Below are 26,824 nucleotides of genomic sequence, written 5' to 3'. Positions count from 1 at the left end.
TGGTACAAAACAATTGAAAGGCGGGAGCTGTTTTGAAAAAAATATCTTTATTGTGTTGTGTACTTATCTTGACTTTGATAGCAGTTGCTTGCGCGTCGAAACAGGACAATCCAAACGTAGACAATACGAGCAATGCAAGCGAAACAACGAAGGAACCTGCTGCAGCAGGGGGTGAAAGCGCTGACAAGATTGTTTTGGAGCTGTGGAAGCATGCGGGAACCGAAGCGGAAAGCATATTTTACGACAAAATGATTGATAACTTCAACAAATCGCAAGACAAGATCGAGATCAAAGCGACAACGCTTCCGAATGAATCGTATCACGATCAAATGCGGGCTGCCGCGCTCACGGGCGGACTGCCTCACATTCTGGACATCGATTTTACGGAAATGCCTTACATGGCTTACCAAGGCTTCCTAAATCCGCTCGAAAATTACCTGACGCCAGAATTGAAGGATGATATGTTGCCGTCCGTTCTTGAAGAGGGCACCTATGACGGCAAACAGTACTTCATTGGCCAATTTGAAAGCGGAATGAGCTTCTGGGCCAATAAATCGTATTTGGAGAAAGCGGGCGTCCGCATTCCAACCAGTGTGAACGATGCGTGGAGCAAAGAGGAATTTGAAGACGCGCTGGCTAAGCTGCAAGAGCTGCCTGAAGTCGAATACGCGCTGGATGTTTCCGTTGCAAGGGGCGAAGGCTGGTGGATTTATTCCTATCTGCCTTGGGTCAAAGGCTTTGGCGGGGATTTTGAAAACAAGGAAACTCACCTGGCTGATGGAGTATTAAACAGTGAAGCAACCGTCAATGCGTTTAAGTACTTGCAGGATTTGATCAATCAAGGGTATGTGAACAAAGTACAAACCACCAAGGACGATTTCCACGGTTCGAAAATTTCTGCCTTAATGCTAGTCGGACACTGGATGGGACCTGCCCATGAAGAAAGCTTGGGTGACGATGCGATTCTCATTCCATTCCCGGATTTCGGCAATGGGGTATATACGACCGGCGGAAGCTGGGGCTGGACCATGACCTCCCGAGCGGAGGAAGAAGACGTGACGGAAGCGGCTTGGGAAGCGCTTGAATATTTTATGTCCGCAGAGAACGTCAAAGGCATCTCCGAGGCGAACGGGGCGATTCCTTCGCGGATTTCGGTTCTGGACAGTATGGACCAATATAAGCCGGGCGGGAAATATTACTTGTACCGCGAGCAGCTGGAGCTTGGACACGCATGGCCAAGACCGCTTACGCCGGCCTTCTCCACCTTCCAAAAAAGCATCGGTGCGGCAACGATGAATATGATCCTGGGAGCGGACGTCCAGAAAGAATTGGATGAAGCCGCGAAAAACATTGATCAAACCATTAAAGATGCAGGCTATTTCGAGTAATAGACAGGAGTACGATGAGGTGAAGCGAATTCTAATGGAATGGAATCCGCTTCACTTACTCCAGATTCGTAAAGGAGAAACCATGGATGAATGCGATCAAAACCAAAAAACGATGGAGGTACGCCTTTTCCGGAACGAATGAAGTATGGGTCGGCTGGCTGCTCAGCGCTCCCGCCTTGATCGTGCTTCTTGTTTTTTTGATCTTGCCCTTTCTGATGAGCGTGTTTTACTCGATGACCAATCGAATGCTGATCATGCCGCCGAACCGCGAGTTGTCTTTCGTCGGGTTGGATAACTATATTCGAATCTTTCAAAGTCAGGATTTTTTCATTGCGCTCATGAATACTGTGAAGTTTGTTCTGATCGCTGCTCCCGTGCAATCGGCCTTAGCGCTCGCGTTAGCCATGCTGATTAATAGCAAGAAGCCGTTCATTACATTATTCAGGACCGTTTACTTTAGTCCGGTCGTCATTAGCATGGTGGTCGTATCGATCGTCTGGTCGCTGCTGCTGCGCCCGGATCAGCACGGGTTTATCAATGCGCTGCTGCATTTTGTCACGTTCGGCGCCTTTGAGCCGAAGCAATGGTTGTTCGATCCGAACACCTCTTTAATTGCCATCATTATGTTGTCGGTATGGCAAGGGGCCGGATTTCAAATGGTCATCTTTCTGGCAGGCTTGCAGAATATCCCCGAAGAATTGTATGAAGCCGGCAAGATTGACGGGGCCGGCCAAGCGACAAGATTCCTTCATATTACATTGCCGCTGCTAAGAAATCAGTTGATTTTCATTATGATTTCAACAACGATCCTTAGCTTTAGACTGTTTACCCAGATTGTGTCGCTGACGGGAGGAGGACCTCACAAATCCACCTTGACGCTGGTATATCTGATCTACTCCGAAGGCTTTATCAATATGAAAGTCGGCTACGCTTCGGCGATGAGCGTGATTTTCCTAATCATTGTGCTTATCATTTCGCTGATCCAGATGAAACTGTCTAAGTCCAGTCAGGGGGACTCGTAAATGACCTCTAAGAAATATAAGGTGGCATCAAACATTTTACATTATAGTCTGTTGTCGCTTTTCTTGTTTATTTTTTTATTTCCGACCGTATTTATGATCGTGTCGTCCTTGAAGCTTAGTGAAATGCAGATTTTGAGTGACATGAGCAATATCAAAGCGTTCGTTCCTTACGGTCAGATCGGGCTCGATAACTACTTTAAAGTGCTGGAACGGATGAATTTTTCCCGATTTTTTCTCAATTCAGTCATCATTACCGGGTTAACCATCATTTTTGGTACAATCATTAACAGTATGTTCGCTTATGCCTTGGCGAAGCTGAACTTCGGCGGACAAAAGGTGTTCATTCCCATGATCGTGGCGCTCATAATCATTCCTGTGGAATCCGTTGCAATTCCGATGCTTCTGCTCGTGAATGAGATTCGTATTGTCGATACGTATATTGTCCAAATTGTGCCCTTTTTGGCGGAATCGTTATTCATCTTTTTGTTTTACCAGTTTTTCCGTCAGCTCCCGAACGAACTGCAGGAGGCGGCCATTATGGACGGAGCGGGCTATCTGACGATCTACCGCCGCATCATTTTGCCGTTATCCAGACCGGTGATTGCTACTGTCGTCATCTTTTACGCGCTGGGCCGATGGGGGGATTTGCTATGGCCGATCTTGGTCACCCGGGGTGAAGAGGTTCGGCCGTTGCCGCTGGCGATGCAAACCTTATTTATCACCCAATCGGATACGCAGTGGGGACAAATCTTTGCATTTGCCACCATGATGTCGCTGCCGCTTCTGATTTTGTTTGTCGCAGCTCAGAAACAATTCATACGTTCCGTTGCCTCTTCCGGGATTAAAGGATGAATCGTTTCATAATTTGAATGGATAGAAGGAGAACACGATGAAGGTTTCTATCAAAGAAGTGGCGAAGATGGCCGGATGCTCGACGGCAACGGTTTCCAACGTCATTAACAACCGAAACAAATTTGTTTCCGAGAGCGTACGGAAGAAAGTTCTGGAGGCTATGGAAACGCTGAACTATAAACCGAACAACTTCGCCCAGACGTTGCGGAAGGGCAAATCGAATATTGTGGGATTTGTCGTCCCCGATTTGACCAACTATTTCTTTACCGAGCTGGCCAGCGCAATCCAAAGCGTGCTCAGCGAGAACGGCCATCAATTAATCGTCATGAATTCGGAGTACAGCTTGGAGAAAGAGAAGCAGTATATTCGTCAATCCGTTGATCAATATGCATGCGGCATGATCATTGCTTCTCTGGCCGAGAAATATTCCCATCTGGAAGATTGCTTCCCGGACGATTTTCCTGCCGTATTCATTGACAGAAATCCGCTCGGCTGCAAGAAAGATTGCATCGCGATTAACAACTTTCAAGCGGCGTACGAAGCGACGCAAACGCTGATTAGCAAGGGCCATCAAAGAATCGGGCTCATTAACGGAACATACAATATCAGCACAAGCAAAGAACGGTTATCGGGTTACGTGGCCGCATTGGAGGAAGCGGAAATTGCTGTAGACGACCGGTTGATCAAGCACAGGTCAAAGGACAGGACAGGGCATGAAGGGCAGCGTTTGATCGAAGAACTGCTCGAAGCGGGAATTACCGCCGTATTTATCGTCAACAATCAAATGACGATCCGGGTGATGCAATATTTGATCGATCACCAAATTGAAATTCCCGGTCAAATAGCTGTCATCGGTTTTGACGACTACGAATGGTCTTCGATTACGAAACCGAGCTTATCAGTCATCAGGCAGCCAACTTATGAAATGGGCGTAAAAGCGGCAGAAATTTTGCTGAAGCGGATCAACTCGCCGTCTGCCGATTTTCAAGAGCATTATATGCTTCCTTCGAAGCTCATCCAGCGATCATCGATTTAAGGCGGCAGGGGGGAAGCAGGATGGAGGATATCTTCTCGGTTTCCGTTACGTATTTGATAAATCACGCGGTTATTTTCTTTCAGATATTATTAAGCGCTGTGTTAGGATTTCTGATCGGCTGGGACCGGGAAGCCAAGAGCAAGCCGGCGGGAATCAAAACTTATATGTACGTCTGCACAGCCTGCTGCTTGATCACATTAATTTCGATCCACAGCGTGGAGAAATATAACGAACTCGGAACGAATACGATGATGGACCCTATGCGGCTCGCGGCTCAGATTGTGTCCGGGCTCGGTTTCTTGGGCGCAGGGGTCATTTTGAAGAACGGTCTGCAAGTCAAGGGTTTGACATCTGCCGCTATGATCCTATACGTCGGGGGGATTGGCATCGGGATCGGAGCGGGTTTCTACGAACTGGTACTTTTTACGTATATCGTATCAATGGCGATGGCGAAATTAGGTAACCATCTGGAAAGCAAGCGAATGTCAGCTTCCAAAAGAGTAGAACAGGAGGCTGGCATCCAGTTGGAATAAGCAGTTGTTCATGGAGAGGATGGAAAGTCGTATGGAGCTTGAATTCAGCGCAACAAGTGACAGAGAAGTGTTCGAGTTGCAAGTATTTGAACAAGCGATTGATTGGGTAATGGATGCGGGAAATTTGATCAAGGGAATAATAAACACGGACCAACTCGCATTTCAAGCTAAAACCAGCCATTCGGATTTGGTAACCGAAGTGGATCGGAAAGTGGAAGGCTGGTTGGTGGAAAAGATAACGAAGAGTTTTCCCGATCACTCCATTATGGGTGAGGAAAACATAAATAACCGAACTTCTTCGAGCGAGTATTTGTGGATCATCGATCCCATCGACGGAACCTCGAATATGATCAACCGAAATCAGGAATTTGCAGTTTCCGTTGCGCTATGTACAGCGAATCGGGCTGTATTCGGGATTGTTTATGATGTGATGGGCGACAAATTGTTTCGTGCCTTTAAGGGCAAAGGCGCCTTTGTTAACAACCGCAGGCTGAGCCGGCTTCCAGACCGGCTTAAGCTGGAAAATGAACTGATCGCCATTACGCTGCCATGGCATAGAACGGAAGAATGGTCCGAGTTTAAAGCGCTCATTTCCAAGGCAAGGGGGATCCGGTTTTACGGAGCGACTACGATGGAATTATGCGACATTGCGTTGCGGAAGCTGGGCGCATATGTCCAGTACAATGTGAAGGCTTGGGATTACGCGGCTTCGCGAGTCATATTAGAGGAGCTTGGATGCAAGTTTTCCGATCTACAAGGCAGGGAAATCGGTTGGGTGTATCATGGGGGCGTTGTGGCTGCGCCGCCGGAGGTGCATGAGGAAATTATAGGTACTTTGGGTCTTGGATAACGTTCTTTTGGACGGGTTCAAAGGACAAGCATCATCATTAACAGCATTAATTCCGCTTTAAAATTAATGAATCAACAGTTATTACGCTAATGGGAACAAAACAATACTTAATTTGAACGGATCGCTGTACGGCGATCTGTTTGTCTTTATTGAAGTAACTGGCAGGATACCGGAGAAGTTCTTTGCTTAATCGAAAATTTTGTTAATATTAAATGGTATGCCACTTTACTAGAAAGGGATTATTTATGATTAGGACATTTGTGTTTGGGGAAGAAGAATATATCATTCAATCCCACTATTCTTACTACAATAAGGAACATAACTTTGACCTTAGCTTTAAAAAATTTATTAGAGAAGGTGTAGAACAATTTATTGAAAATTTCAATAAAGAAAAGGACAATTTATGGTTTGTTGAAGTGAATCAACGATTGAAAGGTTCAATTGCTATTAGCCATATGAATGACTCAGAAGCTCAATTAAGATGGTACTTAGTAGAACCCGAATTAACTGGTCAGGGTTATGGTAAAAAACTGCTGGAGAAAGCAATTAATTTTTGCATTGAAAAAAAATATGAAACTATTACTCTATGGACTAATAATAAACTTACTCGTGCAAGAGAACTATACTCAAAGTATGGATTCAATATCATTGATAATAAAGAGCAGTTTCTTTCGAATCAATTATTAGTAACTGAATGTTGGCATAAGGACTTGAAAACTTCATAATGGGATTGTAAGAAGTTCTTCTTTTAAACTAATAGTTGGTTTAAACGATAACGAACGTTACAAATTGACCAATTTGTTAGAAAGAAAAACACTGTTGTATAACTGATTTACACAACACCGACTATACAGGAATTGAATTGATTTTATCGAGAGCAACTGTACCACATAGAAAATATACGACGGATTTAATATAAGGTTTTCGTTTACGCTAAACCATTCCTGTTAAGGCTAAGAAATGGCCTTTGTCAAAAAAGGAGCGCCTCGGTATGATGGGTTTGTCCAAGGGTTAATTACCCAACACCATCAAGGAGGCGCTCTTATCATGAAGTTTAAACAATCAGAAGTACAAAATCAACGGATCGAACGAATGACGACCTCACATCTTGTTGTAGGGATCGACATGGCCAAGGAAACACATGTAGCACAGGTAACGAATTATCGTGGAATCATGCTGACGAATCGGCATCTATCGTTTAGCAACAACATTGAGGGCTTTGAAAAGTTTCAACGTTGGATGGCAGCCATCAAGCAAAAGCACCGTTTAACCAATATAATCATTGGCATGGAGCCGACAGGGCATTATTGGTGGAACTTGGCCAACTGGCTTACACATAAAGGATTGCAAGTCGTCTTAGTCAATCCAGCAACGACTAAGCGCAATAAAGAAAACCGTGACAATTGCCAATCGAAGAGTGACCCAAAAGATGCACTTGTCATTGCAGATGTAGTAAGCCGAGGCTACTACTATGAACATACGAAACAGCCCCACGTGTTTCAGCGGTTGCGAACCCTGATGAGTGATCGAGAATTTTGGGTTGCAAATAGTGTTCGGTTACAAAATCGCATCATTCGGTGGCTGGATATCCGCTTTCCGGAGTACAGTTCGGTTTTTAAGGATTGGACCTGCAAACGTTCGATGGCCACACTGAAGGAGTTACCTACGCCTCAGGATCTTGTAGGACGGTCAATACCGGAGATCATTGCGGTATGGAGAAAACATATGCAGCGGGCAGGCGGTTCTACAGGCACACAAAAGGCTGCTGAGCTCATTGCAAATGCTAAGCGGAGTATAGGAGACGTTACAGCTTTAACCGAAGCAAAGCAAGATTTTGTACGTCTAATCGCTGAGTTCGAACGAATTACGGATATGTTAGCAGACATCGAAAAGCAACTCCACGTAATGCTAGAGGAGATTCCGATGGCCGTTCAGCTACGTTCCATTAAGGGCCTTGGTCCGATCTTCGTCGCGGCCATCTTAGCAGGTGCAGGTGACCTTAGACAGTATGAACATGGGCGTCAGTTACTGCGCAAAGCCGGTCTGAATCTCGCAGAAAGTACATCGGGGAAAAGGAAAGGACAGATCATCATCTCCAAACGAGGAGATTCCAGTCTAAGGAAATATCTGTACTTAGCGACCATTCAACTCATCGGAATTAATCCGATCTTTCAAGAATTACATCAGCACAATGTTCAAGTAAAGCACATGAAAAAGCAACAATCTGTCTTCAAACTTGTATATCTCGTTTCACAAGCAGCTTAAGGTAATGCCTCATCACGTATATTGACTCATTCGCAGGATTTCGAACAAAGAAAGCACCGGAGGACCGAGTTCGTACCCGAAAAGGGCATAGACCCATCCGCTAAACGCTATCGGTCTCCACACCTTGGATAAGTATGACGATGGAATGTAAGGGCATAGACCCGTCGAGCCATGGGATGGTAAACACCAGGGCAAATGTGGAGTTTGCGTGCAGTAGAGTGAAACAAAAGGGAATGACTAACGCGATTCCTCTGTTCCCGCATGCCTTAATACTGGACTGACAGCGCTCGGCCCATGCTTCCCCCATTATCATTACTATTCCATGGTGATGAAATCCTGCGAATGAGTGAGTATATGTGAGATAAACCCTAAAACCGAGGGACGGGTACGATAGTTGAACAACGAAAGGGCTGCCGCGTGGCAGCCCTTCGTTACGCTAACTGGCAGGATAATTGAAACGTTAATTGACCAGAACTCAACTGAGTGAATGGTGGAGCTAAGCTAGTACGAGTACATATATGTAGAGACCTCATTAGGTGGATTCTTCTCATCCGCACACATCGAAACACAATAGATGAACATGCGAAAGACGGTTGGAGAATAGTGCAGGTTTTACCGACACATTGTATTGGTCATGGAAAACCTACAGATTATGAAATTATTTTTGAAAGTAAAAGGCAGCGCGATGGGGGGGGGACTATCCTGTTCGTTCATATTATGAAGTCACCAGAACTTACCGGTCGACCGTTTTTTTCGTAGTCGTAAGAAAAATAAGCAGCATTAGTCCGTTTAATTACTGAAAGCATCGTTAATTGTATTCGGCGTTAAGAAAAGAGTGAGTTGTACCCATACGCAGCGAAGTGCTAGGGTACAACTCTTTTGCGATTGTTTAGATCATTAATAATTCGTTAACAGCCAGTTTTCCTTAGACATGCTAAGCTTTCCGGCTCCCGATCCGTTAGAAGCTGTAAGTCTCGCTTTTAATGTGGAAGGATCGTCTGCTGTATAATTGTAAGGCAATGAGGAAAATCCATTCCATGAGAATGCTTTAACCGGAGCGGGAACAGGTGCCAGCGGACTATTTGCAGTATCGCTGTTTCCTCTAAACGTGCTGCCATTCAAGGAGTAGATCGTATCCAAAGCTTTAATTTTTCCTGTATAGCTTGCATCCGCAGGATCGGCTTGATTGTTGCGCATCGGGTACTGTACGCCGATGATCTGCGATTTCTCAACGAGTACGGCGCCGTCCTCCGTGGAAATGGCTCCATTGCTCGTTACTCCGAACTTATAACCCTTTGAAGACATTGCGTTTTCCATTTCTGATGTAATTTTCTTCTTAGCTGCCCATCCTCCAGCACTATCCATTACGATGTTATAGGCATGCACATTCCCTCCTCGGAGGCGAGGCATACGGTCTTGTATATCTTGATAGTAGTTGTGGTGCAGCGTGACTTCAAGATTGGGATTGTCGGAAGCGAACTCCGTTGACCCAACAAGATGTCCTTTCTTCTGTCCTGCGGCGATCGCGATGATATCGGATTTACTTAATCCGACGGCACTGCTTCTTAAATAGGCGTACATCGGATAAGCGGACAGGTTAGATTCCATGGCATTAACTTGCTGGGTTACCCAACTATTCGAGCTTTGGTCATCTGCTCTAAAAGCAGACCAGGAAACCGTGACACCGTTGCTTCCTTTTTTCACGTCGAGAACACCATCATAGGCTTTGTTAAAGGTACAGTGGTCGATCCAAACTTTGTTGCTGGCACCTTCAATGGTAATGAAATCCCAATCATTCTTGTCGTAATTGCCTTTAGTCGCTTCGTCCCACTCCCATAGTTCATCAAATTCCAAATTTCGGATGATCAAGTTGGAGCTATATTTGATGACAAATGCTGCGTGCTTAATCTTTGAGCCGTTGGCCGAGAAGATCGTCAAACCATTGAAGCTATCGATGTAAATTTTACTGACCCCCGTCGTCTTAAGTACAGGATGGGTAAGGGGGCTGTTGTGTGCAACGATGGACGTGATCTTAGCTGACTCCGGAATTTCATTCCAACCCAAATCGAGATCGTTCATAATCTCGATTACTTTTATCCCAGAGCCTTTCTTTACCGCTAGTGCAAGATCGGTTGCATTGTATACCTTTTTGTAGCGGGAATCCGTCTCCGCAATGCTGCCGCCACCCGTGTTCCCTTCGGCAAAACCCGTTAGCCTGTATTCGCTTAATGCGCCAGGAATGGGTGTTGGCGTCAGTGTCGGTTCTGGCGATGATGTTGGCGACGGATCTGGTGTTGGTGTCGGTTCTGGTGATGGAGTTGGCGTCGGATCTGGAGATAGTGTCGGACTTGGTGATGGTTCGCTGTCGGATACGACAACGTTATCAAATTTGGCGACGGTTTTGTAAGCAATCAGTCCGACTGCTCCCGAGGTTAAGCTGCTGTCAGCAGCTGTTAGCTCAAGGTTCCCGTTGACGTACATTTTAATAGTGGAACCGCTCATTTCCAATTTGACTGTGTACCAAGTTCCGGCTGCAAGGCCATAATTCGATTTGCTGGCCAGGGTCGTCGTAGAACCTCCTACTTTTTTGCGAAGCTCCAATGTTCCTCCGCTGCTGTTATACAGAGATGCCGCATAGAAATTGTTCCCGTCCTCGTATCTTCCAGTTATATATGTGCGGTTAGAGCCGTTGAAGTTCTCCACCTTTACGTCTGCTTCGACGCTATAGTCGGTCCATGATTGATTACCCGCGGATGTGCGGCCTTCGCTAGTACCCGATTGATAATACACATAATTGCCGTTGTCCTGTACGACAGACCAATTGCCGCTTGTAGGTGTCCACCCGGTGAACTGGCCGTTGTTAAAATTGCTGCTCATTAGAGTTGCAGCACTGGCTGGATACATCATGAATAGTGAAATGATGAGGGTTAAGCACAAGCTAACCGCCGTGTAGAGCTTAAACTTTTTTCCTAATTGGATAGTATTCATGAATTGCCTCCTAGTTAATGGTCTGTCGGAACGGAGTCGGTGCTGCTAGGCGAAAACATTAATGAAGAACCGCTTACTTTTATCGTGTTTTGAGTTCCTCCCTTCTCAATGGGAATATTGTACATTCTAAACAGCGTTATCTGTGACTTTGCCACACCTCCTTTTTTCCTCAGCGTGCAAGTTCCGTTATATCGTAATTTTGTGAGTACAGCAATAATCATTTTGTTATTCTTTAACTTTAGGATATAGGAGGCTATGTTTACAAGGTTTAATCACATCAGTAATCTTTTTTTATTACAATAATCATTAGAGGAGATTTTCATAGCACGAATGAAGAGGGTTCTGAGCAACAGGCAAATGAACAAATTAATGAAGAAACAAATGCTGAAACTGTTCCAAGCTCTGGGGTCAAAGAAACCGATGTTTATATTGATCAAACGAAATTTAGGGGTAATGAGTTGGAATTGTTAAATTTAGTGAATTTAACCACAGTCTTTGGTATGCATACCGCAAGATGCGGGAAGATCAGGAAGTGGCCTGCGACGCATTGGCCTTAACCCAGTTGGCGAGATCGACTACACTTAGCAGATAAACGCATGCACCCAAAAGCTCGTTATTTTCAAAGTAAACGGGAGGTATTTATATGAAAAAAATTTTTAATGATTTTTTTTGCGTTTTTATGTTTATTAATACCACTTACAAGTATTTCAGTAAGCTGAGTCCATATAATTGTGTAAAATGATAAACTTCATAAAAAGTAAGCCATGAAGTAAATACTCATCTAGAAGAGTTGCCTAGACCATTCCAGAGGAGAGTATTTATTCATGGCTCAATATCAGGTTACACTAGATCATCAATTTTTAAACCAACTTTTTATCGGAGAAAATCGTGATGCCGGTGTTGCCGCTCTGCTTGAGACGGTTTTGAATCAAGTGTTGAAGGCGCAGGCGTCTGAGCAATTAGCAGCTTCGGAATACGAGCGTACGCCAGAAAGACAAGGGTTACGGAATGGAAGCTATTCCCGAAACCTAACAACACGAGTGGGTAGCATTACCTTGCAAATTCCAAGGTTCAGGGACGGTAAGTTTTCGACGGAGCTCTTCAAACGTTACCAACGGAGCGAACAAGCGCTTGTACTTACCTTGATGGAACTAGTCATTAACGGGGTTTCTACACGCAAAGTAGCCCGTGTTACAGAAGAACTCTGCGGTAGAGAATTTTCAAAATCCACCGTAAACGATCTGTGCAAGCAACTTGATCCGATCGTTGAGAAGTGGAACACCCGCCCATTGCACGAAATGGCTTATCCTTTTATGACAGTAGATGCGATGTATGTGAAAGTGCGTGAAGACGGCCGAATACGCTCCCGAGGTGTCTTTATTGGCTACGGCATAAACAAGGACGGCAACCGTGAGATCCTTGGGCTTATGGTAGGCGATACGGAGTCCGAAGCAAGCTGGGGCTCTTTTTTCACCCAGTTGAAACAACGCGGCCTGCACGGCGTCGATTGTATCACGAGTGACACGCATGGTGGTCTGGTCAATGCGATTCGTCAACACTTTCAAGGTGTTACGTGGCAATGGTGCCAAACGCATTTCATGAAAAACATAATGGATGCTGCCCCTAAGTCCCTTCAGACAAGCATCAAGGGGATGGTTCGCTCCATCTTTGAAGCACCGAACGTAGACGTCGCCAGGAAATGCTTGCAGGAGACATTAGCTGCTTTTCAGGAAAAAGCACCGAAGGCGATGGATACACTCGAGAATGGCTTCGATGACGGCACAGCGGTCCTCGTTTACCCCGAAGAGTACCGGGTACGTTTACGGACATCTAACGGTATTGAGCGCTTAAACAGCGAGATTCGTCGACGTGAACGCGTCATTCGCATTTTTCCTAACCGTGATTCTGTTGTACGTTTGATCGGCTCCGTCCTGATCGAGATTGAAGAACATTGGGAGGCGAACCGCCGATACATGGATATGAGCACGTACCATGAGTGGTGTAAGACCCGTTAAGTTATTTAAGAAAACTGGATGAGATGATTTTACACACAAATATGGACTTGACCTTTCAGTAGAATCACTGCAAAATAATACCCTAAAATTAAAACTCAATGGTGCATTTCTTATCTATTCAAAAGGAACAATGCCTTATATTGATACTAATAATAGAACATTAGTTCCATTGCGAGTTTTCTCAGATGTTCTCGATGGAGAAATTAAATGGAATAACACTACAAAAATAGTTACTTTGAAATCACCAGAATTAACTGTCATAGCTACTCTACTCTTAACAAGAAGGAGGCTATTATTAACGGGAAAAATGTAAAATTAGATACGTCTATTACAAACAAAAGTGGAACTATAATGATACCGGCAAAATGGGTAGCAGATGGTTTAGGAATCTCTATAAATTGGGATAAAGAAAATAAAGTAGTATCAATGAATTATGAGAAATTTTTTCAAAAGGGACCATTAGCGAAAACGAATAATGAGCAACATGTAGATTCTCAATTTAATACAAATATTATCCCTTTGAATATTTCGTATGGTATAAAAGATGGGAATGAATTATTAAAAATAAAAATCTATAATAGTTCTGAATACGTGTATCAACAAGCAGAGCTTCAAGACCATTTATTAGTACTGGTCAATAACTCGAATGTAATTGAAGAGGGTACAAAAGGAGAAACGAATAGTGATAGATCTGACCTTAGGTTAATTACCAAAATTGATTCTAATAAAACTTACGAGTATTATCTTCCCGTGGGTAGATTGGATCAAAAACATAAGCTTTTCTGAGCCCATATTCTCCAATACTTCTGCCTCTGCGTTCGATGGCGAGGTAAAAACGTTTATTGATGTATCGGGAATGACAGTTGGAGATCCACGGTATGATGAAACTTTAGCAATTGGGATGCCTTTGGAATGGTTGATCCGAACCATGATATCGGCGTGCACGTGCTGCAGTTGTTCTCTTTTCCCCGGGAGATTCAGACCTCGTTGAAAAATGGCGTATGAAGTCGGCGAGACTTAAGTGCCGCCTCGGGAGATTTGGGGACATTTTGAAAAGGCAGGTCATCCATTCGCGTAAGATGGATCCATCATACAAGAAGCCTCCACAGCTTATTGACTCTACGCTTCATCTTTGTTCAAACGAACCAAGCTCTCGGTACTTACCGGGAGTTATTTTTGTATAGTTTCGAAATGCGCGGATAAAGCTGTTCTCATTCTGATAACCGACCATCAGGGCAATTTCAAACACTTTATAATCCGTAGTCTCAAGGAGGCACTTCGCTTTCTCCAAGCGCATTTTCGTGAGGTAGTCAAATACCGTTTGACTGCTTTCCTGTTTGAACCATTGATTGGCGGAGTATATGCTGGCTCCAACGGAATCGGCAATTTCTTTGACTCCAATATTGTCTTTATAGTGCCGCTCCATATAATCAACCATTTTGCTTACCATAACGGACGGTTTACTCGTTAATTTTTGTTCAATTCCCCGGTTAATATTATCCAGAAGGCAAAGGAAGTGTTGGCGAATATCATCCGCATGCATCGTTGACAGACCAGGATACATCGCATACCCGTCATCCCCATTTCTAATAGCAAGCTGCTCAAGTTTCAATTGGACATGTTCCAAGACGCCGAGTGATTCGGAAGGCGAATATTTGCGCGAAGAGATCATATTAAATAGCTCAGAAATCTCCGATTGTGCAGCATTGAGCTTACCGGCCCCAAGTTGAGCAAGGATTTCGTCGGACCAACGGTCATTCAAGCTGCCTGGTTCTTCATAAACATAGTCTGCAAAGAGATGAACTTGGCCGTAACCTGCAAAAAAACGGCATTGAACCGCGCTGAGCGATTGGCGGTATCCAACATGTAGCTTCGCATAATCGGAAATCGGATGACTTATGCCAATGGTTACGGATAGCTTCAATAACCGTTGAATCTCCGACCGTAATTTATTTAAATGTTCGATCGTTGTCTCCAAAGTCTCATGCTCTTCGTGCATTGGTTGCAGCAGTATTATAAATCCTTCTTCAACGTTTTCCATAATAACTAGATGATAAGTCTTGGACAGCATCTCCTCGGACATGTTTTGCATGGCAAATTTAAATAACCGGACATCGCTATCCCCAAGGTGCTTCGACCACTCACCATACTGGTCAATATTCATATTTGCCGCAATAAAAAAGTCTTTATTCCAATCCGGAAAATGGAGCTCCCATCGATGACGCATTTCAGAAAGGCTGATTTTCCTAAAGAAGATACTTTCAATTAACCGCTTTCTGGATTCAGGCACGCTTTCCCGAATTTGTCTGGTCATCAGGGAGTGATCCTCAATCATTTTGGAAGCAAACTTCTCAATGTCCAATAAATCGGCTTTCATATAATCTTTTTTATATTTACCAAGAAGCTGCTGCATACGTTTCAAAGGTTTAAATGCTTTATGGTTATAATAAACAATGGAAATGATACCGATTGCAACAAATAACAAAGATAACGTCCATACAATGGTACGGATGATGCCCATATTTTCGAGCAATTGATCGGAAGGAATATACGAAACATATTTCCATCCGGTATATGGAGATGTTAAGTGAAAAAACATCATCTTTTGGCCATCAATGTTTTTTTCGGCATACCCCTGTTGCCCGATTTGAGAAAGAATGGAATGAATAGAACCCGAATTTGTATGCGGAGCCGAAAACGCATAAACCAAATTTTGCTTATCATCCGTGATCACCAAGCTCTTCTGAACGGAATCGGACAACTGCGGGCGCAAGCCGGCAAACAAAACGTCGGGCTTCAGATCGATGATGACCATGCCTGCTTTTTTCCCATTGATGACAATGGACCTATATAAGGTTACGCGACTGGAACCGGAATCCGTTTGTCCGTTCACGATGGCCATATTATCGACTGTTTCCGTATCATGAAGCCAACTGGTATCGCTAAGATACGCAGGATCAGAGACGAACCCCCCATTGCTGCTTACAATTTTTTGGTTTGGAATATCGTAAACATAGATGGATTTATAATTTTCTGAAACCTTAAACGAACTCAAATATGCGATCAGGTTTGTCGTGTTGGAATAAGATACGTTCTCGCTTTTTAGAAAGTCATTTGTGAATTGGTTAAATAGAATTTCAATGGCAATGCGATCGGCTTTTTTAATCAAATTCTCGATTTGGTCTTGATTGATCATCAATGATTGCATCTCGGGCTGATTGATTTCGCTTTTCAAAACATTTTTGGAAACATTGTATGAGATCAGACCTGTGGCAGTGACCGTTACGAATATAGTAAGCGTTAAAAGAATGGCCAGCCGCGTGTGGGTATTGGCCAGGCTGTATTTTGTCCAAAACCGGATTCGGTTCATTCAATGGTTCACATCCATTTGTAAAGGTGTGTTTAGTATAGCAACCCCATCGCGAGCTATGCAATGAATAATCGGAAGGAGATTAAAAGCGGCTATATACTTAAAATGAAATGATCAACAAATTTGCAAAAACACGAGATTTACCGCTGTTTTTTTGATATATGCATGGAAATTGATAAATGGAAGATTGCTTGCGGGACAGATCCATCTTAGCATGAAGGAGCAGCAAACATTCAAACTTGTTCTGAAAGGGGTATGCACTTGAAAAGAATAGTTAGAAACGTTCAAAGTGTCGGTATGGCTATTGTTTTATTAACAGGATTGCTTATCGGTTGCGGCAAGACCAGCGAACCGCCAGTGAATGAGCCCGGAAATCAAACCGGGGAAGCGGCTGCGAACAAACAAGGGGAAAAGGTTGAATCGTTCCGGTTTTTGAAAGCGCCGATCTCGATTGAGCTCCCCAAGCAAGATCCCTACTATGATTATGTAATAAGTAAAACGGGAATTGACGCGAAGCTTGAGACATTCCCTTGGAATGATTATACGCAGCGTTTGCAAACCATTATTGCATCCGGCGATATTCCCGAATTGTTCAGACCAGCCGGAACGATCGATCAAACGCTAATCACGCAGGGTGGAGCTTTGGCGCTGGACGAGCTGCTTCAGGAATATGCCCCGAATCTGTGGAAGAAGTTTCCTGAAGAGGTATGGAACAAAGTTAGAGCCGCGTCAGATGACGGCAAAATTTATTACATTCCGAAGTATGACAGCGATATGCCGGGACGATCCATCATTATGAGAAAAGACTGGCTGGAAAACGTCGGAATGGAAGTACCAACGACATTGGAGGAGTATGTCGAGGTGCTAAAGGCTTTCCGGGATAAAGACCCGAATCAGAACGGCCAGAAAGACGAACTGCCGACAAGCGGACGGGAAGGCGCGCGTTGGATGGATTCGATGTTCGGCATGTATGGGATTGCCATGTTTGAAGGTTATCCGGAATGGCAGGTCGTGGACGGTCAAATGATGTATGCCGGAATTACGCCTAATATGAAAGAGGCACTGGCCTTCTTAAACATGCTCTATAAAGAGAAGCTGCTCGATAATGAAACTTTTCTGAACAAAAGCGATACCTGGAACGCAAAGATCCAGAGCGACAAGGTCGGCGTATGGTTCCACATTCCTTACCAGGCCAACACGGTAATAGATAATCTTAAAAAGGTGAATCCGAACGCCGAGCTCGTCGGAGCGCCGCTACCGAAGGTTGACGGCTATGATGGTTTCATTTCCCAGAAGCCGCTTGCTTTCATTGACTATATGATTCCGAAATCGGCTGCCGAACAAGCGCCAACGATCTTGAAATATTTGGATTGGTGGTATAGCGAAGAGGCGGAAACGTTTATGATCTACGGGCTGGAGAACGACACTTGGGTGAAGGAAGACGGCAAAATAAAATATTTGCCTGAGAAGGACACTCAGGAGAAGATGACGTTGCGCGGCAATGGCACGATGAGCGCATTGTCGTATTATGACACGGAGTTTTTCGTGAAAACGTCCGAGTTGCTTCATGGCGAGTTCACCCATGTCATTCAACAGATGTGGGATACGGCAAGACCGTTCTCCCAGTTTATTGCAAGCGACGGGATGCCAAATTCCGTTTACAATGGCTTCGGAGATATTGGTTCTCATAAGATTTACCAGGAATATGCCGCCAAATTCATAACCGGAGAGCTTCCGATCGAGAAGTTCGACGAGTATGTGGAAACATGGAAAAAATCCGGTGGCGATGAAGTTTCGAAAAAAGTAAACGAATGGTATCAAAAGTCTAATAAATAATGTTATAGGCATGACAATGAAAATCATTTATAAGCGGCTATATTAAACCAATTGGATAGCCGCTTTCTTTATTAAGGAGGTTGCGCATTGTCAACAAGTATAACTACTGTAACTGCGCGAGCCGAATCCGGGTTAAGTTGGACAATCAGACTGGGAAAAAATATGAGAAAGCATTGGATCCTCTATGCTATGGCTTTTCCAGGCCTGCTATGGTTTCTCCTGTTTCGTTATGTACCGGTTCTCGGCTCGGTTATTGCTTTTCAGGATTTTCAAATTTTCAACGGAATATGGGACAGTCCTTGGGTAGGATTCAAGCATTTCGAATATATCTTTACGTATTCCAATTTGGTCAATGTGCTTCGGAATACGCTGCTAATCAGTTTGTATCAGCTTATCTTTGGTTTTCCGGCTCCGGTCATATTGGCATTGATGTTAAATGAAGTACGAAAGAAATGGTTTAAACGATCACTGCAGACTTTGTTTTATTTGCCTCATTTTATCTCATGGGTCATCATTGGCGGAATTATTTTTGAATTGCTTTCTTTGGATGGAATAGTCAATGTTTTGTTACAACAATTTGGCGGCGAACCGATTTTATATATGCAGAAGCCGGAATATTTCAGATCGATCGTGGTGTTATCTTCCATCTGGAAGGAAGTAGGCTGGAGCGCGATTATATATCTTGCCGCGTTGACCGGCATTAATCCGAGCTTATATGAAGCAGCAACCGTTGACGGAGCCGGGAAATGGCGGCAATTAACTAGCATTACGCTGCCATCTTTGCTTCCTACGATTATGATTTTGTTATTGCTCAGGATCGGTAACTTCCTCGAGCTCGGATTCGAGCAAATCTACGTGTTTCTAACCCCGCTGACATTCTCTGTCGGCGATATTTTGGACACCTATGTGTTCCGGGCAGGCGTGTTAGAAGGAAATTACAGCGTAACGACTGCTGTCGGTTTGTTTAAATCGTTGGTCGGATTTGCGATGTTATGGGTTGGCAACTATATTTCCAGAAAATCGACGGGTGAGAGCCTGTTCTAACCCAATGCCACATGGGGTTCGATATAAGCTTGTCGCATGAAGGGAGTTCTAGATTTGACATGAAGAACCGATCAATTGGGGAAATCGCTGCCAGCTACTCAAACCATATTCTATTAACGTTGGCCGCATTTACGATGATTTTGCCTTTTATTAATGTAATAGCCATATCATTTAGCATGCCTTGGGCGGTCAGTGCCAATAAAGTAACGTTCTGGCCTGTAGATTTTACGATGGAGTCCTACAAATATTTGTTAAGCAAGTCTGACTTGTGGAGATCGATGGGTGTAAACGTCTTCGTTACGGTTGCCGGAACGGCATTCAGCATGTTGACAACAGTGATGCTCGCTTATTCTTTATCGAGGCCGGAGTTTATGATCCGCAAACCGGTTGTTCTAGGTATTATTTTCACGATGATTTTTCAACCGCCAATGATCCCTTATTTCTTGACGATCAAAAACTTGGGGCTGCTCGACACCGTGTGGGCAATGATCATTCCGTCCGGTATCAGTGCGTTTAATTTAATTATTTTGCGTACTTTCTTCATCCAATTGTCCAATGAAATTCAGGAGGCGGCAAAAATAGACGGCTGCAGCGATTTCAGGGCGATGTGGAATATCGTGCTGCCTTTGTCCAAGCCGGCGCTTGCAACCGTAGGGTTATTCTACGCGGTAACCTATTGGAACGTATTCTATCATGCCGTTCTCTTTATTCGCAGCAGTGATTTATATCCGCTGCAAGTCAAAATGAGAGAATATATTTCCGATACGGAAAACATAATTAGCGGGATTAACAAGACAGGACTGCCTTATAATCCGGATACGCTAAAAATGGCAGTCTTGGTATTTGCCACCATTCCGATTATTGCAGTGTATCCGTTCCTTCAAAAATATTTTGTTCACGGCATGACGCTAGGATCGGTAAAAGAGTAAAACGAAATATCGGAATAATCCAAAAATAACCGGAGTGTGAAGACATGTTGGATGCCGTAGCAATCGCCGCCAAACATCCGATAGAAAGGCGGAAGCCGTCACCGGATTTTTTCCAGGGCGCGCTATTAGGCAATGGAGGTTTAGGGGCCGTCGTTACCACAAGGCCTGATGCCGTTCTGATTCATTTCGGCCATAACAATGTATGGGATATCCGCTTGGCGGAGAACAACAGGGAATGTATGGGTACGTTTCAAGAGATATTCGAGAAAGTGAAAGCTATTCCGCATCATTACGAATCGTTGCAGGAAGACCCCTGGTTCCAAGATTACCTATTCAAGATGAGAGAAAATTACGGCAAGCCTTATCCAAGTCCGATGCCATGCGGTACGGTTTTACTCGGATTTGACCGGCGCCATGTTGAGGTTCTCGGTCATCGGGTGGATATTTCAACCGGCTGGTGTGAGGTGGATTTACTAGTAAATAGTGAAATAATGAAATTGCAAATCGTACTGGAGCAAGAGATTGACCGGTTATGGCTAAGAACGACTGATATCAACGGTGCATGGGTGCAATCTCCCTTTGATCGGATGAAACTGATTCCGGATCCGGAGAGCACCAGAGACATACCGATGCCCGAATTATTGCCGGCCGCTACTCATTCGTTATCCTATCGGCAGGTGCTGCCATATGGGGAGAATTGGGCGGAGAAGCGCAAGAAGGCGAAGGATAAAGCTTTTCGATTGACTGTCCGTTTGGCTAAGTCCGTACCGCTTGGGGAAATCATTTTTACAACCGCCGGCAATCTAAAAGGCATTAAAGATCCGATCAAGCTGGCGCATTCGCAGGAAACTTCGATCGAAGCCCGTATTCGGGAGCATGACAAATTTATGGCTTGCATTCAACTGGATGAAGGATTTGCCGATCGTTTGTTTCCAATCGTTCCTGAATTGCCGTTACCAATTGAAGCGGCGTATGAGGAAGCGGCCAACAAAACCGCTCAGCTGCTTGCCGACTATTGGAGCAAGTCGGGGGTATCGCTGGAAAATCCGCTGCTGGAGCGAACCTGGTACTGGAACTTGTATTTTCTGAATTGCTCTGTTAAGGCTGGCGCCTTATGTCCGGGCTTGTTCGCCAATTGGAGCTACAAATCGATCGGTACGGCATGGCACGGCGATTACCACATGAATTACAACACGCAGCAGCCGTTTTGGGTGACCTTTTCCAGCAATCATATCGATAAACATTTGCCTTACGTGGACATGATCGATCATCTTCTGCCTGTCAGCAAGCAATGGGCACAGGAGTATTACAAGCTTCGTGGCGCTTGTTTTCCCCATTCCGCTTATCCGGTCGAGATGTCGATGATGCCTTATCCGCTGCCGACATGGGGATGGGAAATTTGTGAGACTCCTTGGGCGGTGCAGAGCTTGTGGTGGCATTTTCTTTATACGATGGATGAACTGTTTTTGCGAAATCGGGCATTCCGTCCTATGAGAGAAGCCGTACTATTTTTGATTGACTATATGAATCGGCCGGAAGCGTCGGGAGACCGCTGGGGGGATGGAAAGCTCCACATCTTTCCGACGGTATCACCAGAGCTGTACGGTCTTCGGCCGGGCTTTGACAAGAACGAGGATTGCATCGTGGATCTTGCCTTGACCAAGTTTGTATTTCAGGCTTTTACGCGGGCATGTGAAATATTGCAATGTAAGGCGGAAAATGAACAATTGTTATCCGATATTCGGGATGTGCTTCTACGGTTTCCGGATTACCCCGTGACTGAATCGGGGCAAGGGAAGGTGTTCGTCTCAGTTCCGGGCGAGGATCCCGAAATTGTCTATAACACGCCTAACAGCTTGGCGACTGTCTTTCCCGGAGAAGAGCACGGACTGCATTCCAATGAAGAGATCTATGGTATAGCATGCGCGACGTTCCGTAATCTTCGGACAGAGGGCGGCAATGAATTGGTATTCCATAATTTGCAGGCAGCCAGGCTCGGTATTCTGGATCTTGAGCGGTTTAAGCGCCAAATCGAATATTGTTTGCTGCCTAATGGAACGTGTACCGACATGCTGCTCCAGACGGGAGGCCGTTATTATGATACGGGCCCTTTTGATTTTATGGCGCCGATGGGCATATGGTTTGAGAATTTCGCGCTTCCGGCAGTCATAAACGAGTGCTTGTTGCAAAGCTATAATGGCGTGATGAGACTGTTCTGCAATTGGCCTCAAGGAAAGCGGGCTTCTTTCCATACGCTGAGAGCAGTAGGCGGCTTCCTGGTAAGCGCAGCCTTTGACGGAGAGAGGGTAGAATGGATGGAAGTTATAAGCGAGGCGGGTTCGCGTCTGCAAATCTATAATCCGTGGGACGATAGCCTGTTGTGTATTAGAGAAAATAATGAGCTGCAGCGATTCAGCGGACCGCTCATTGATTTGGAGACTGGCAAAGGCGAGACGTTACGATTGGTTAGGGAGGAGACATATCATGACACTACATGTTGAAACAGGGACTCAAACGTGCTGGATGCTAGAATCACTGGATTCCCGGATTCGTTTCGAGGTTACTTTAAATAGAGAAGGTAAGCTTTTCTATGAAGTCAAAAGAAATGAAAAATCGTTTCTTAAACGGTCTCCTTTAGGGATAGAGACCGATTATGAAAGCTTTGTTGACGGCTTATCTTTCCGGAGTGCCATGACCGGCAAAGTGGATGAAACGTATACATTGCCGCATGGCAAACAATCATTGTACTTCAACCAAGCGAATGAATTGACGCTTGTTTTCGACAAAAACGGGCATGAGCTGCAGCTTGTTTGCCGCGTATATAATGAGGGAGTTGCGTTTCGCTACCGGTTACCCGCTGCGAGAGAGCACAAGGTGAACGCTGAACCGACAGGCTTTGTTCTTCCGCAAGACAAATTAGTGAATATATGGGCTTCGAAGTTTATGGAATGTTATGAGCGTACCTATGAACTATGCATGCCGGAAATGATGAATGAAGCGGCCTATGCGATGCCGATGCTCTTTCAGGTTGGAACAGACGGTTGGATGCTGTTAACGGAGGGAGCCGTTTACGGCGATTATTGCGCATCGCATTTAATAGTAAATAGAGCGCGCAAGCGTACGTTTGATTTGGCTTTCGCCTCCGACCAAGAAGGACCGAATTCGGCAAACGGCCCATTCGCAACACCTTGGAGAGCAGCCATCATCGGTGGAGAGCTTGCGTCGATTGTCGAGTCGACGATGATTTTTCATCTGAATCCTCCTACGGAAGTGGAGGACTTATCTTGGGTTAAGCCGGGCCGTTCTTGTTGGTCTTGGCATCCGGACAGCGATTCCCCGAAAGACCATGAGAAGCAGGTTGAATTTGTTGATTTCGCGTCGGATATGGGCTGGGAATATTCCATTGTGGACGGCGGTTGGGATTCGGAGGCTAGCACGGTCAACGCGCAGGAGCTCATTCGATACGCGGAAACGAAAGGAGTCGGGATCTGGTTATGGTCCCACTACAAAGCGCTGGCAGAAGAGGAAGAAGCCAGAAGGAAGATGGCTTTGTGGGCAGAGTGGGGTGCCCGCGGAATTAAGGTGGACTTCTTCGACAGCGATTCCCAGGAGAGAATCAAAGCCTATGACCGCATCGCCCGGATCGCCATGGAGTATAAACTGATGATTAATTATCACGGCGCCACCAAGCCGTCGGGCGAACAGCGGCGCTGGCCCCATGTGCTTACCCGTGAAGGTATTTTCGGAGCGGAATATTGGAAAAACCCGTTAGCCGAGGGACCGAATGCGGCCCATAACTGCACTGTACCGTTCACGCGAAACGTCGTTGGTTCAATGGACTATACGCCTGTTACGTTCTCTAGGCTGACTCGTACCGGACATGGCCATCAGTTGGCGTTGTCGGTAATATTCGAGTCAGGTATGCAGTGCTTTGCAGACTCAATCGAAGCCTATGAAGAAAGCGCTGGAAATCGGTTTTTGCGGCAAGTGCCGGCCGCCTGGGATCAGACAATCCTGCTGGAAGGCTATCCGGGGCGCTTCGTGACGATGGCCAGACGCAGCGGACAGGATTGGTATGTAGGTTCGATATGCGCAGCGGGGGGAAGGACAGCGCATGTCCCGCTGCATTTTCTAGATTCTGACGCCGTCTATGAGGCGGAAATTTACGAAGAGGTCATTACCGCTAACGATCATTACAGGTTCATGCATTCGACCGATATGAACATGCGTACGGAAAGCGTAACGAACCGTGATCGGCTTGACTTCCTTTTAAAAATTAATGGCGGATGCGTCATCCGACTTACGAAGAAAACAATTTAAATCCAAAAGACGGACTGCACATCATATCGATTTTCCACAAATCAAAATCGTATTTTGACATGTACATTCCAGCTCGACAAGCATATGATTAATCCATTGATGGGTAACGGGAGGAGAAGCATGAGCGGCAGAAATCTTATAGTAGGCGTTGTCGGGTTGACTGTAGGCGCAAGCCATACCAAAGACTACGCCAATAGCGATTCGGTTAAAGAAATTGTTTTGTGCGACGTGAACGAATCGAGATTGAGCGAAGTAAGCGATCAATATAAAATCTCCAAAACCTATACGGATTTCAACAAAATGCTGAAAGAGGAAGAGCTGGATGCAATCAGCCTTGCCGTTCCCAATCATATGCATATGCCGCTAGCCATTCGTGCTATCGAAACGGGGGTGCATGTGCTGTGCGAGAAGCCTATGGCTAGAAATACCGCAGAGGCGAGAGAAATGCTTGATGCTGCCCGGACGCATAACAAGAAATTGATGATCAACTTCAATCAGCGGTTTCAACCTGAATGCCAAGCGTTAAAATCGGTAATCGACGAAGGCATGCTCGGGGAAATCTATTATGTACGGACAATATGGCAACCAGACGAGGTGTGCCGTGGTGGTATCCGCTTTCAACCGGAAAAGAAACATGCGGTGGCGGAGCAATGATCGATTTAGGCGTTCATGTGCTGGACCGTGCGATGTGGTTTTGTGGATTTCCGGAGCCGGATTGGGTTTTGGGAACACGTTCTGCAAGTTTTCCAAGGACGAGGCCATGCGCAGAGGCATTCAGAATTTCGAGCTTGAAGACATGGGCGTAGCCATGTTTCTTATGAAAAACGGGCTTATGCTTGAATTGGAAGCCTCCTGGGCGGGCAACCGTGAGAACGAAGTCATTACAACGCGGATTATGGATCCAAAGGGTGGGCTGTCCTGCATAAAGTAATCGGCGTCGATAACGCTGCATCCCATAAAGTGTTTTTGGAAACCGACGGAGAGCTTCGCGAGATGCCTGTAGAGAAAATTGTAGATGTAAAGCAGCCGAACATTCGACAAGCCTTTCTGGATGCGATTCTTCGGGATGAGGAAGTACCTTGTACGCCGTAGCAAGGACTGAAGATTACTCAAATGCTGGAATTGGTTTACTTGAGCGCCGAAAAGGGCACTCCGATAAAAGTCTGATTCAATTGCGGAATTTTCTGGGAGAACATCCTGTTTTGGATTGGAAAAAACGAGAAAAGTTGTAAATATCAGAAAAGCCGCAATGGCTCGCGATATCCGTGATACTGAGGGTGGACATCCGCAAAAGTGTTTTGGCAGTCTCCAGTCTGCAGCGCTGCAGATAGGCGTAGGGCGTAACGCCGCGTTCCTGTTTAAAGATTCGGATAAAGTGATCCGGCGTAAGAGAGAAACTGTGGGCAAGTTCGCTGATGTCATATTGCTTTTGGGGATGTTGTTGAAACATGCGGCACAGCTCTTCAATTTTTGTCGAGTAAGCACTTGCGGGTGTTGGCGGTTTATTCTGATATTCCGCAATAAGGGCCTGCAGCCATATTTCCATTTGTGCCGAATGATTGCTTTCTTTCGCTAGTCGAAAGCGATTGAAGAGCTCAAGTACAAAATGATATTGGTCAAAATGCCGATGCTCAGGCAAGTCACGCAAAATTTCCGGATTTCGCAATGTAAAATCAATATAGCGAACATCAAGAATGGCAAGATCTTTTTGATAGGCATTGACCTCTTTCTTGTAATTAATAAGGAATACATCGCCTACACTTAATTTGTAACCGTTCTTGCCAAGCATGATATGACCGGTTCCGCCCCATACGCTCCATAAGGTAAACCCGGGATGACCCCCGGCGGGTACATTCCATCTCCATTCCGGAACGCGGTGCTGACCGAAATGCAAGGATGCGATATCCATAAGCTTCACCTCGTTACTTATTTGTCGATTTTTCATAAGTTGAATGATTGCATTTCTTTCGCGGTTTGTCAAGAATTTAAGCAATAACATGGGAGGGGTTTCTAATGAGAACTTATCGTTTCAATCAGATGGCAGATGTTACGGAAGGACATATTCTGAAAAATATTATGCCGGGGGAGTACCTCACCTACGGCGGACTTGCCTTCGAGAAGCCTGGCGCACGCGCTCATACGAACGACGGTCCGGGTGGCATCGACTATCACGTGCACGAAGATTGCGAAGCTTTCCTTATCCTTCAAGGCAAAGGCGAGGTTGAAATCAACAAGGTGCACAATTACCCCGTAAAGACGGGTGACGTCGTTATTATCGAGCCGGGAGAGGATCATCACCTAAAATCCAGCATGGATGATCCTATTGTTGTCGTCTGGTGCCATGCCGGGCCGTCCCGAAACAAAAATCAAATCTAA

Annotated in this window: 23 protein-coding genes; 20 read left to right on the top strand and 3 right to left on the bottom strand. The window is 45.2% G+C overall.

What is annotated here, in order from left to right; all coding sequences use genetic code 11:
* Positions 1-68 precede the first annotated feature (68 nt).
* The 9 genes from H581_RS0120850 to H581_RS39505 all read left to right on the top strand — a co-directional run bounded on the left by H581_RS0120850 (position 69) and on the right by H581_RS39505 (position 8,705).
* Positions 69-1,388 carry an ABC transporter substrate-binding protein gene (locus H581_RS0120850; RefSeq protein WP_156889655.1) on the top strand — a complete coding sequence of 440 codons (1,320 nt, stop codon included), beginning with the start codon at positions 69-71 and terminating at the stop codon, positions 1,386-1,388.
* An 86-nt stretch (positions 1,389-1,474) separates the two neighbouring features.
* Positions 1,475-2,410, top strand: coding sequence for a carbohydrate ABC transporter permease (locus H581_RS34875; RefSeq protein ID WP_084134705.1), 936 nt, complete (start codon positions 1,475-1,477; stop codon positions 2,408-2,410).
* Positions 2,411-3,262, top strand: a complete 852-nt coding sequence (locus tag H581_RS0120840) for a carbohydrate ABC transporter permease (RefSeq protein WP_028611692.1) — start codon at positions 2,411-2,413, stop codon at positions 3,260-3,262.
* A gap of 37 nt (positions 3,263-3,299) precedes the next feature.
* Entirely contained in the window at positions 3,300-4,298 is a 999-nt protein-coding gene (locus H581_RS0120835) for a LacI family DNA-binding transcriptional regulator (protein ID WP_036719521.1), read from the top strand.
* Between the two features lie 20 nt (positions 4,299-4,318).
* Positions 4,319-4,831, top strand: coding sequence for an MgtC/SapB family protein (locus H581_RS34870; RefSeq protein ID WP_051251156.1), 513 nt, complete (start codon positions 4,319-4,321; stop codon positions 4,829-4,831).
* Between the two features lie 31 nt (positions 4,832-4,862).
* Positions 4,863-5,681: an inositol monophosphatase family protein gene (locus tag H581_RS0120825; RefSeq protein ID WP_028611690.1), complete on the top strand. Its 819-nt coding sequence runs from the start codon at positions 4,863-4,865 to the stop codon at positions 5,679-5,681.
* A gap of 245 nt (positions 5,682-5,926) precedes the next feature.
* Positions 5,927-6,406 (top strand): GNAT family N-acetyltransferase, encoded by a 480-nt coding sequence (locus H581_RS34865; protein ID WP_051251154.1) that lies wholly within the window; start codon positions 5,927-5,929, stop codon positions 6,404-6,406.
* Positions 6,407-6,728: 322 nt separating this feature from the next.
* Positions 6,729-7,946, top strand: coding sequence for an IS110 family RNA-guided transposase (locus H581_RS34860; protein ID WP_245600108.1), 1,218 nt, complete (start codon positions 6,729-6,731; stop codon positions 7,944-7,946).
* A gap of 483 nt (positions 7,947-8,429) precedes the next feature.
* On the top strand, positions 8,430-8,705 hold the full coding sequence (locus H581_RS39505; RefSeq protein WP_342663432.1) for a DUF4177 domain-containing protein: 276 nt from the start codon (positions 8,430-8,432) through the stop codon (positions 8,703-8,705).
* A gap of 138 nt (positions 8,706-8,843) precedes the next feature.
* On the opposite strand, the gene H581_RS0120810 is transcribed toward H581_RS39505, so the two are convergent.
* Positions 8,844-10,934: a pectate lyase family protein gene (locus tag H581_RS0120810; protein ID WP_028611689.1), complete on the bottom strand. Its 2,091-nt coding sequence runs from the start codon at positions 10,932-10,934 to the stop codon at positions 8,844-8,846.
* An 824-nt stretch (positions 10,935-11,758) separates the two neighbouring features.
* Here H581_RS0120810 and H581_RS0120800 point away from each other — a divergent pair.
* From H581_RS0120800 to H581_RS0120795, 3 genes are all read left to right on the top strand, one after another.
* Complete coding sequence (locus H581_RS0120800; RefSeq protein ID WP_028611688.1) at positions 11,759-12,949, top strand: IS256 family transposase; 1,191 nt, start codon at positions 11,759-11,761, stop codon at positions 12,947-12,949.
* Between the two features lie 130 nt (positions 12,950-13,079).
* On the top strand, positions 13,080-13,262 hold the full coding sequence (locus H581_RS39735; protein WP_084134702.1) for a stalk domain-containing protein: 183 nt from the start codon (positions 13,080-13,082) through the stop codon (positions 13,260-13,262).
* The gene (locus H581_RS0120795) at positions 13,190-13,735 is read left to right on the top strand and encodes a stalk domain-containing protein (protein ID WP_084134701.1); all 546 of its coding nucleotides are present in this window, start codon (positions 13,190-13,192) and stop codon (positions 13,733-13,735) included. Before H581_RS39735 ends, H581_RS0120795 begins: the two co-directional genes overlap by 73 nt.
* A 340-nt stretch (positions 13,736-14,075) precedes the next feature.
* Here the strand turns inward: H581_RS0120795 and H581_RS0120785 are convergent, their stop codons facing one another.
* Positions 14,076-16,319, bottom strand: a complete 2,244-nt coding sequence (locus tag H581_RS0120785) for a helix-turn-helix domain-containing protein (RefSeq protein WP_028611686.1) — start codon at positions 16,317-16,319, stop codon at positions 14,076-14,078.
* Positions 16,320-16,580: 261 nt separating this feature from the next.
* Between H581_RS0120785 and H581_RS34855 the strand changes: the two genes are divergently transcribed.
* The 7 genes from H581_RS34855 (at position 16,581) to H581_RS0120750 (ending at position 25,379) form a co-directional block, all read left to right on the top strand.
* Positions 16,581-18,155: an extracellular solute-binding protein gene (locus H581_RS34855; RefSeq protein ID WP_169507534.1), complete on the top strand. Its 1,575-nt coding sequence runs from the start codon at positions 16,581-16,583 to the stop codon at positions 18,153-18,155.
* A 162-nt stretch (positions 18,156-18,317) separates the two neighbouring features.
* Positions 18,318-19,199, top strand: a complete 882-nt coding sequence (locus H581_RS0120775) for an ABC transporter permease (RefSeq protein ID WP_028611685.1) — start codon at positions 18,318-18,320, stop codon at positions 19,197-19,199.
* 59 nt (positions 19,200-19,258) lie between these two features.
* Positions 19,259-20,128, top strand: a complete 870-nt coding sequence (locus H581_RS0120770) for a carbohydrate ABC transporter permease (protein ID WP_036719517.1) — start codon at positions 19,259-19,261, stop codon at positions 20,126-20,128.
* A gap of 44 nt (positions 20,129-20,172) precedes the next feature.
* Positions 20,173-22,629 (top strand): glycosyl hydrolase family 95 catalytic domain-containing protein, encoded by a 2,457-nt coding sequence (locus H581_RS34850; protein WP_051251150.1) that lies wholly within the window; start codon positions 20,173-20,175, stop codon positions 22,627-22,629.
* Positions 22,613-24,448: a glycoside hydrolase family 97 protein gene (locus H581_RS34845; protein ID WP_051251148.1), complete on the top strand. Its 1,836-nt coding sequence runs from the start codon at positions 22,613-22,615 to the stop codon at positions 24,446-24,448. The genes H581_RS34850 and H581_RS34845 overlap by 17 nt, the downstream gene beginning before the upstream one ends.
* A gap of 120 nt (positions 24,449-24,568) precedes the next feature.
* A complete protein-coding gene (locus H581_RS34840) occupies positions 24,569-25,102 on the top strand; it encodes a Gfo/Idh/MocA family protein (RefSeq protein WP_051251146.1) in 534 nt (177 codons plus the stop codon).
* 61 nt (positions 25,103-25,163) lie between these two features.
* Entirely contained in the window at positions 25,164-25,379 is a 216-nt protein-coding gene (locus H581_RS0120750) for a hypothetical protein (protein WP_156889654.1), read from the top strand.
* 237 nt (positions 25,380-25,616) lie between these two features.
* Here the strand turns inward: H581_RS0120750 and H581_RS0120740 are convergent, their stop codons facing one another.
* Positions 25,617-26,357: a helix-turn-helix transcriptional regulator gene (locus H581_RS0120740; RefSeq protein ID WP_169507533.1), complete on the bottom strand. Its 741-nt coding sequence runs from the start codon at positions 26,355-26,357 to the stop codon at positions 25,617-25,619.
* Between the two features lie 104 nt (positions 26,358-26,461).
* Here H581_RS0120740 and H581_RS0120735 point away from each other — a divergent pair, with 104 nt between their 5' ends.
* Positions 26,462-26,824, top strand: coding sequence for a cupin domain-containing protein (locus H581_RS0120735; RefSeq protein ID WP_028611681.1), 363 nt, complete (start codon positions 26,462-26,464; stop codon positions 26,822-26,824).

Source organism: Paenibacillus harenae DSM 16969 (assembly GCF_000422465.1).
In the GTDB taxonomy this organism is placed as follows: Bacteria; Bacillota; Bacilli; order Paenibacillales; family Paenibacillaceae; genus Pristimantibacillus; species Pristimantibacillus harenae.
The sequence above is the reverse complement of the archived record's forward strand: the minus strand, read 5'-3'. Positions and strand labels throughout refer to the sequence as shown.

Coding starts and splice junctions, on each gene's coding strand:
- H581_RS0120785 (WP_028611686.1), bottom strand. CDS start 16,319: ATGAACCGAATCCGGTTTTGGACAAAATACAGCCTGGCCAATACCCAC.
- H581_RS0120735 (WP_028611681.1), top strand. CDS start 26,462: ATGAGAACTTATCGTTTCAATCAGATGGCAGATGTTACGGAAGGACAT.
- H581_RS34865 (WP_051251154.1), top strand. CDS start 5,927: ATGATTAGGACATTTGTGTTTGGGGAAGAAGAATATATCATTCAATCC.
- H581_RS34875 (WP_084134705.1), top strand. CDS start 1,475: ATGAATGCGATCAAAACCAAAAAACGATGGAGGTACGCCTTTTCCGGA.
- H581_RS0120835 (WP_036719521.1), top strand. CDS start 3,300: ATGAAGGTTTCTATCAAAGAAGTGGCGAAGATGGCCGGATGCTCGACG.
- H581_RS0120740 (WP_169507533.1), bottom strand. CDS start 26,357: ATGGATATCGCATCCTTGCATTTCGGTCAGCACCGCGTTCCGGAATGG.
- H581_RS0120770 (WP_036719517.1), top strand. CDS start 19,259: ATGAAGAACCGATCAATTGGGGAAATCGCTGCCAGCTACTCAAACCAT.
- H581_RS34850 (WP_051251150.1), top strand. CDS start 20,173: ATGTTGGATGCCGTAGCAATCGCCGCCAAACATCCGATAGAAAGGCGG.
- H581_RS34840 (WP_051251146.1), top strand. CDS start 24,569: ATGAGCGGCAGAAATCTTATAGTAGGCGTTGTCGGGTTGACTGTAGGC.
- H581_RS0120840 (WP_028611692.1), top strand. CDS start 2,411: ATGACCTCTAAGAAATATAAGGTGGCATCAAACATTTTACATTATAGT.
- H581_RS0120800 (WP_028611688.1), top strand. CDS start 11,759: ATGGCTCAATATCAGGTTACACTAGATCATCAATTTTTAAACCAACTT.
- H581_RS0120775 (WP_028611685.1), top strand. CDS start 18,318: ATGAGAAAGCATTGGATCCTCTATGCTATGGCTTTTCCAGGCCTGCTA.
- H581_RS0120825 (WP_028611690.1), top strand. CDS start 4,863: ATGGAGCTTGAATTCAGCGCAACAAGTGACAGAGAAGTGTTCGAGTTG.
- H581_RS0120810 (WP_028611689.1), bottom strand. CDS start 10,934: ATGAATACTATCCAATTAGGAAAAAAGTTTAAGCTCTACACGGCGGTT.
- H581_RS34870 (WP_051251156.1), top strand. CDS start 4,319: ATGGAGGATATCTTCTCGGTTTCCGTTACGTATTTGATAAATCACGCG.
- H581_RS39735 (WP_084134702.1), top strand. CDS start 13,080: ATGCCTTATATTGATACTAATAATAGAACATTAGTTCCATTGCGAGTT.
- H581_RS34860 (WP_245600108.1), top strand. CDS start 6,729: ATGAAGTTTAAACAATCAGAAGTACAAAATCAACGGATCGAACGAATG.
- H581_RS34845 (WP_051251148.1), top strand. CDS start 22,613: ATGACACTACATGTTGAAACAGGGACTCAAACGTGCTGGATGCTAGAA.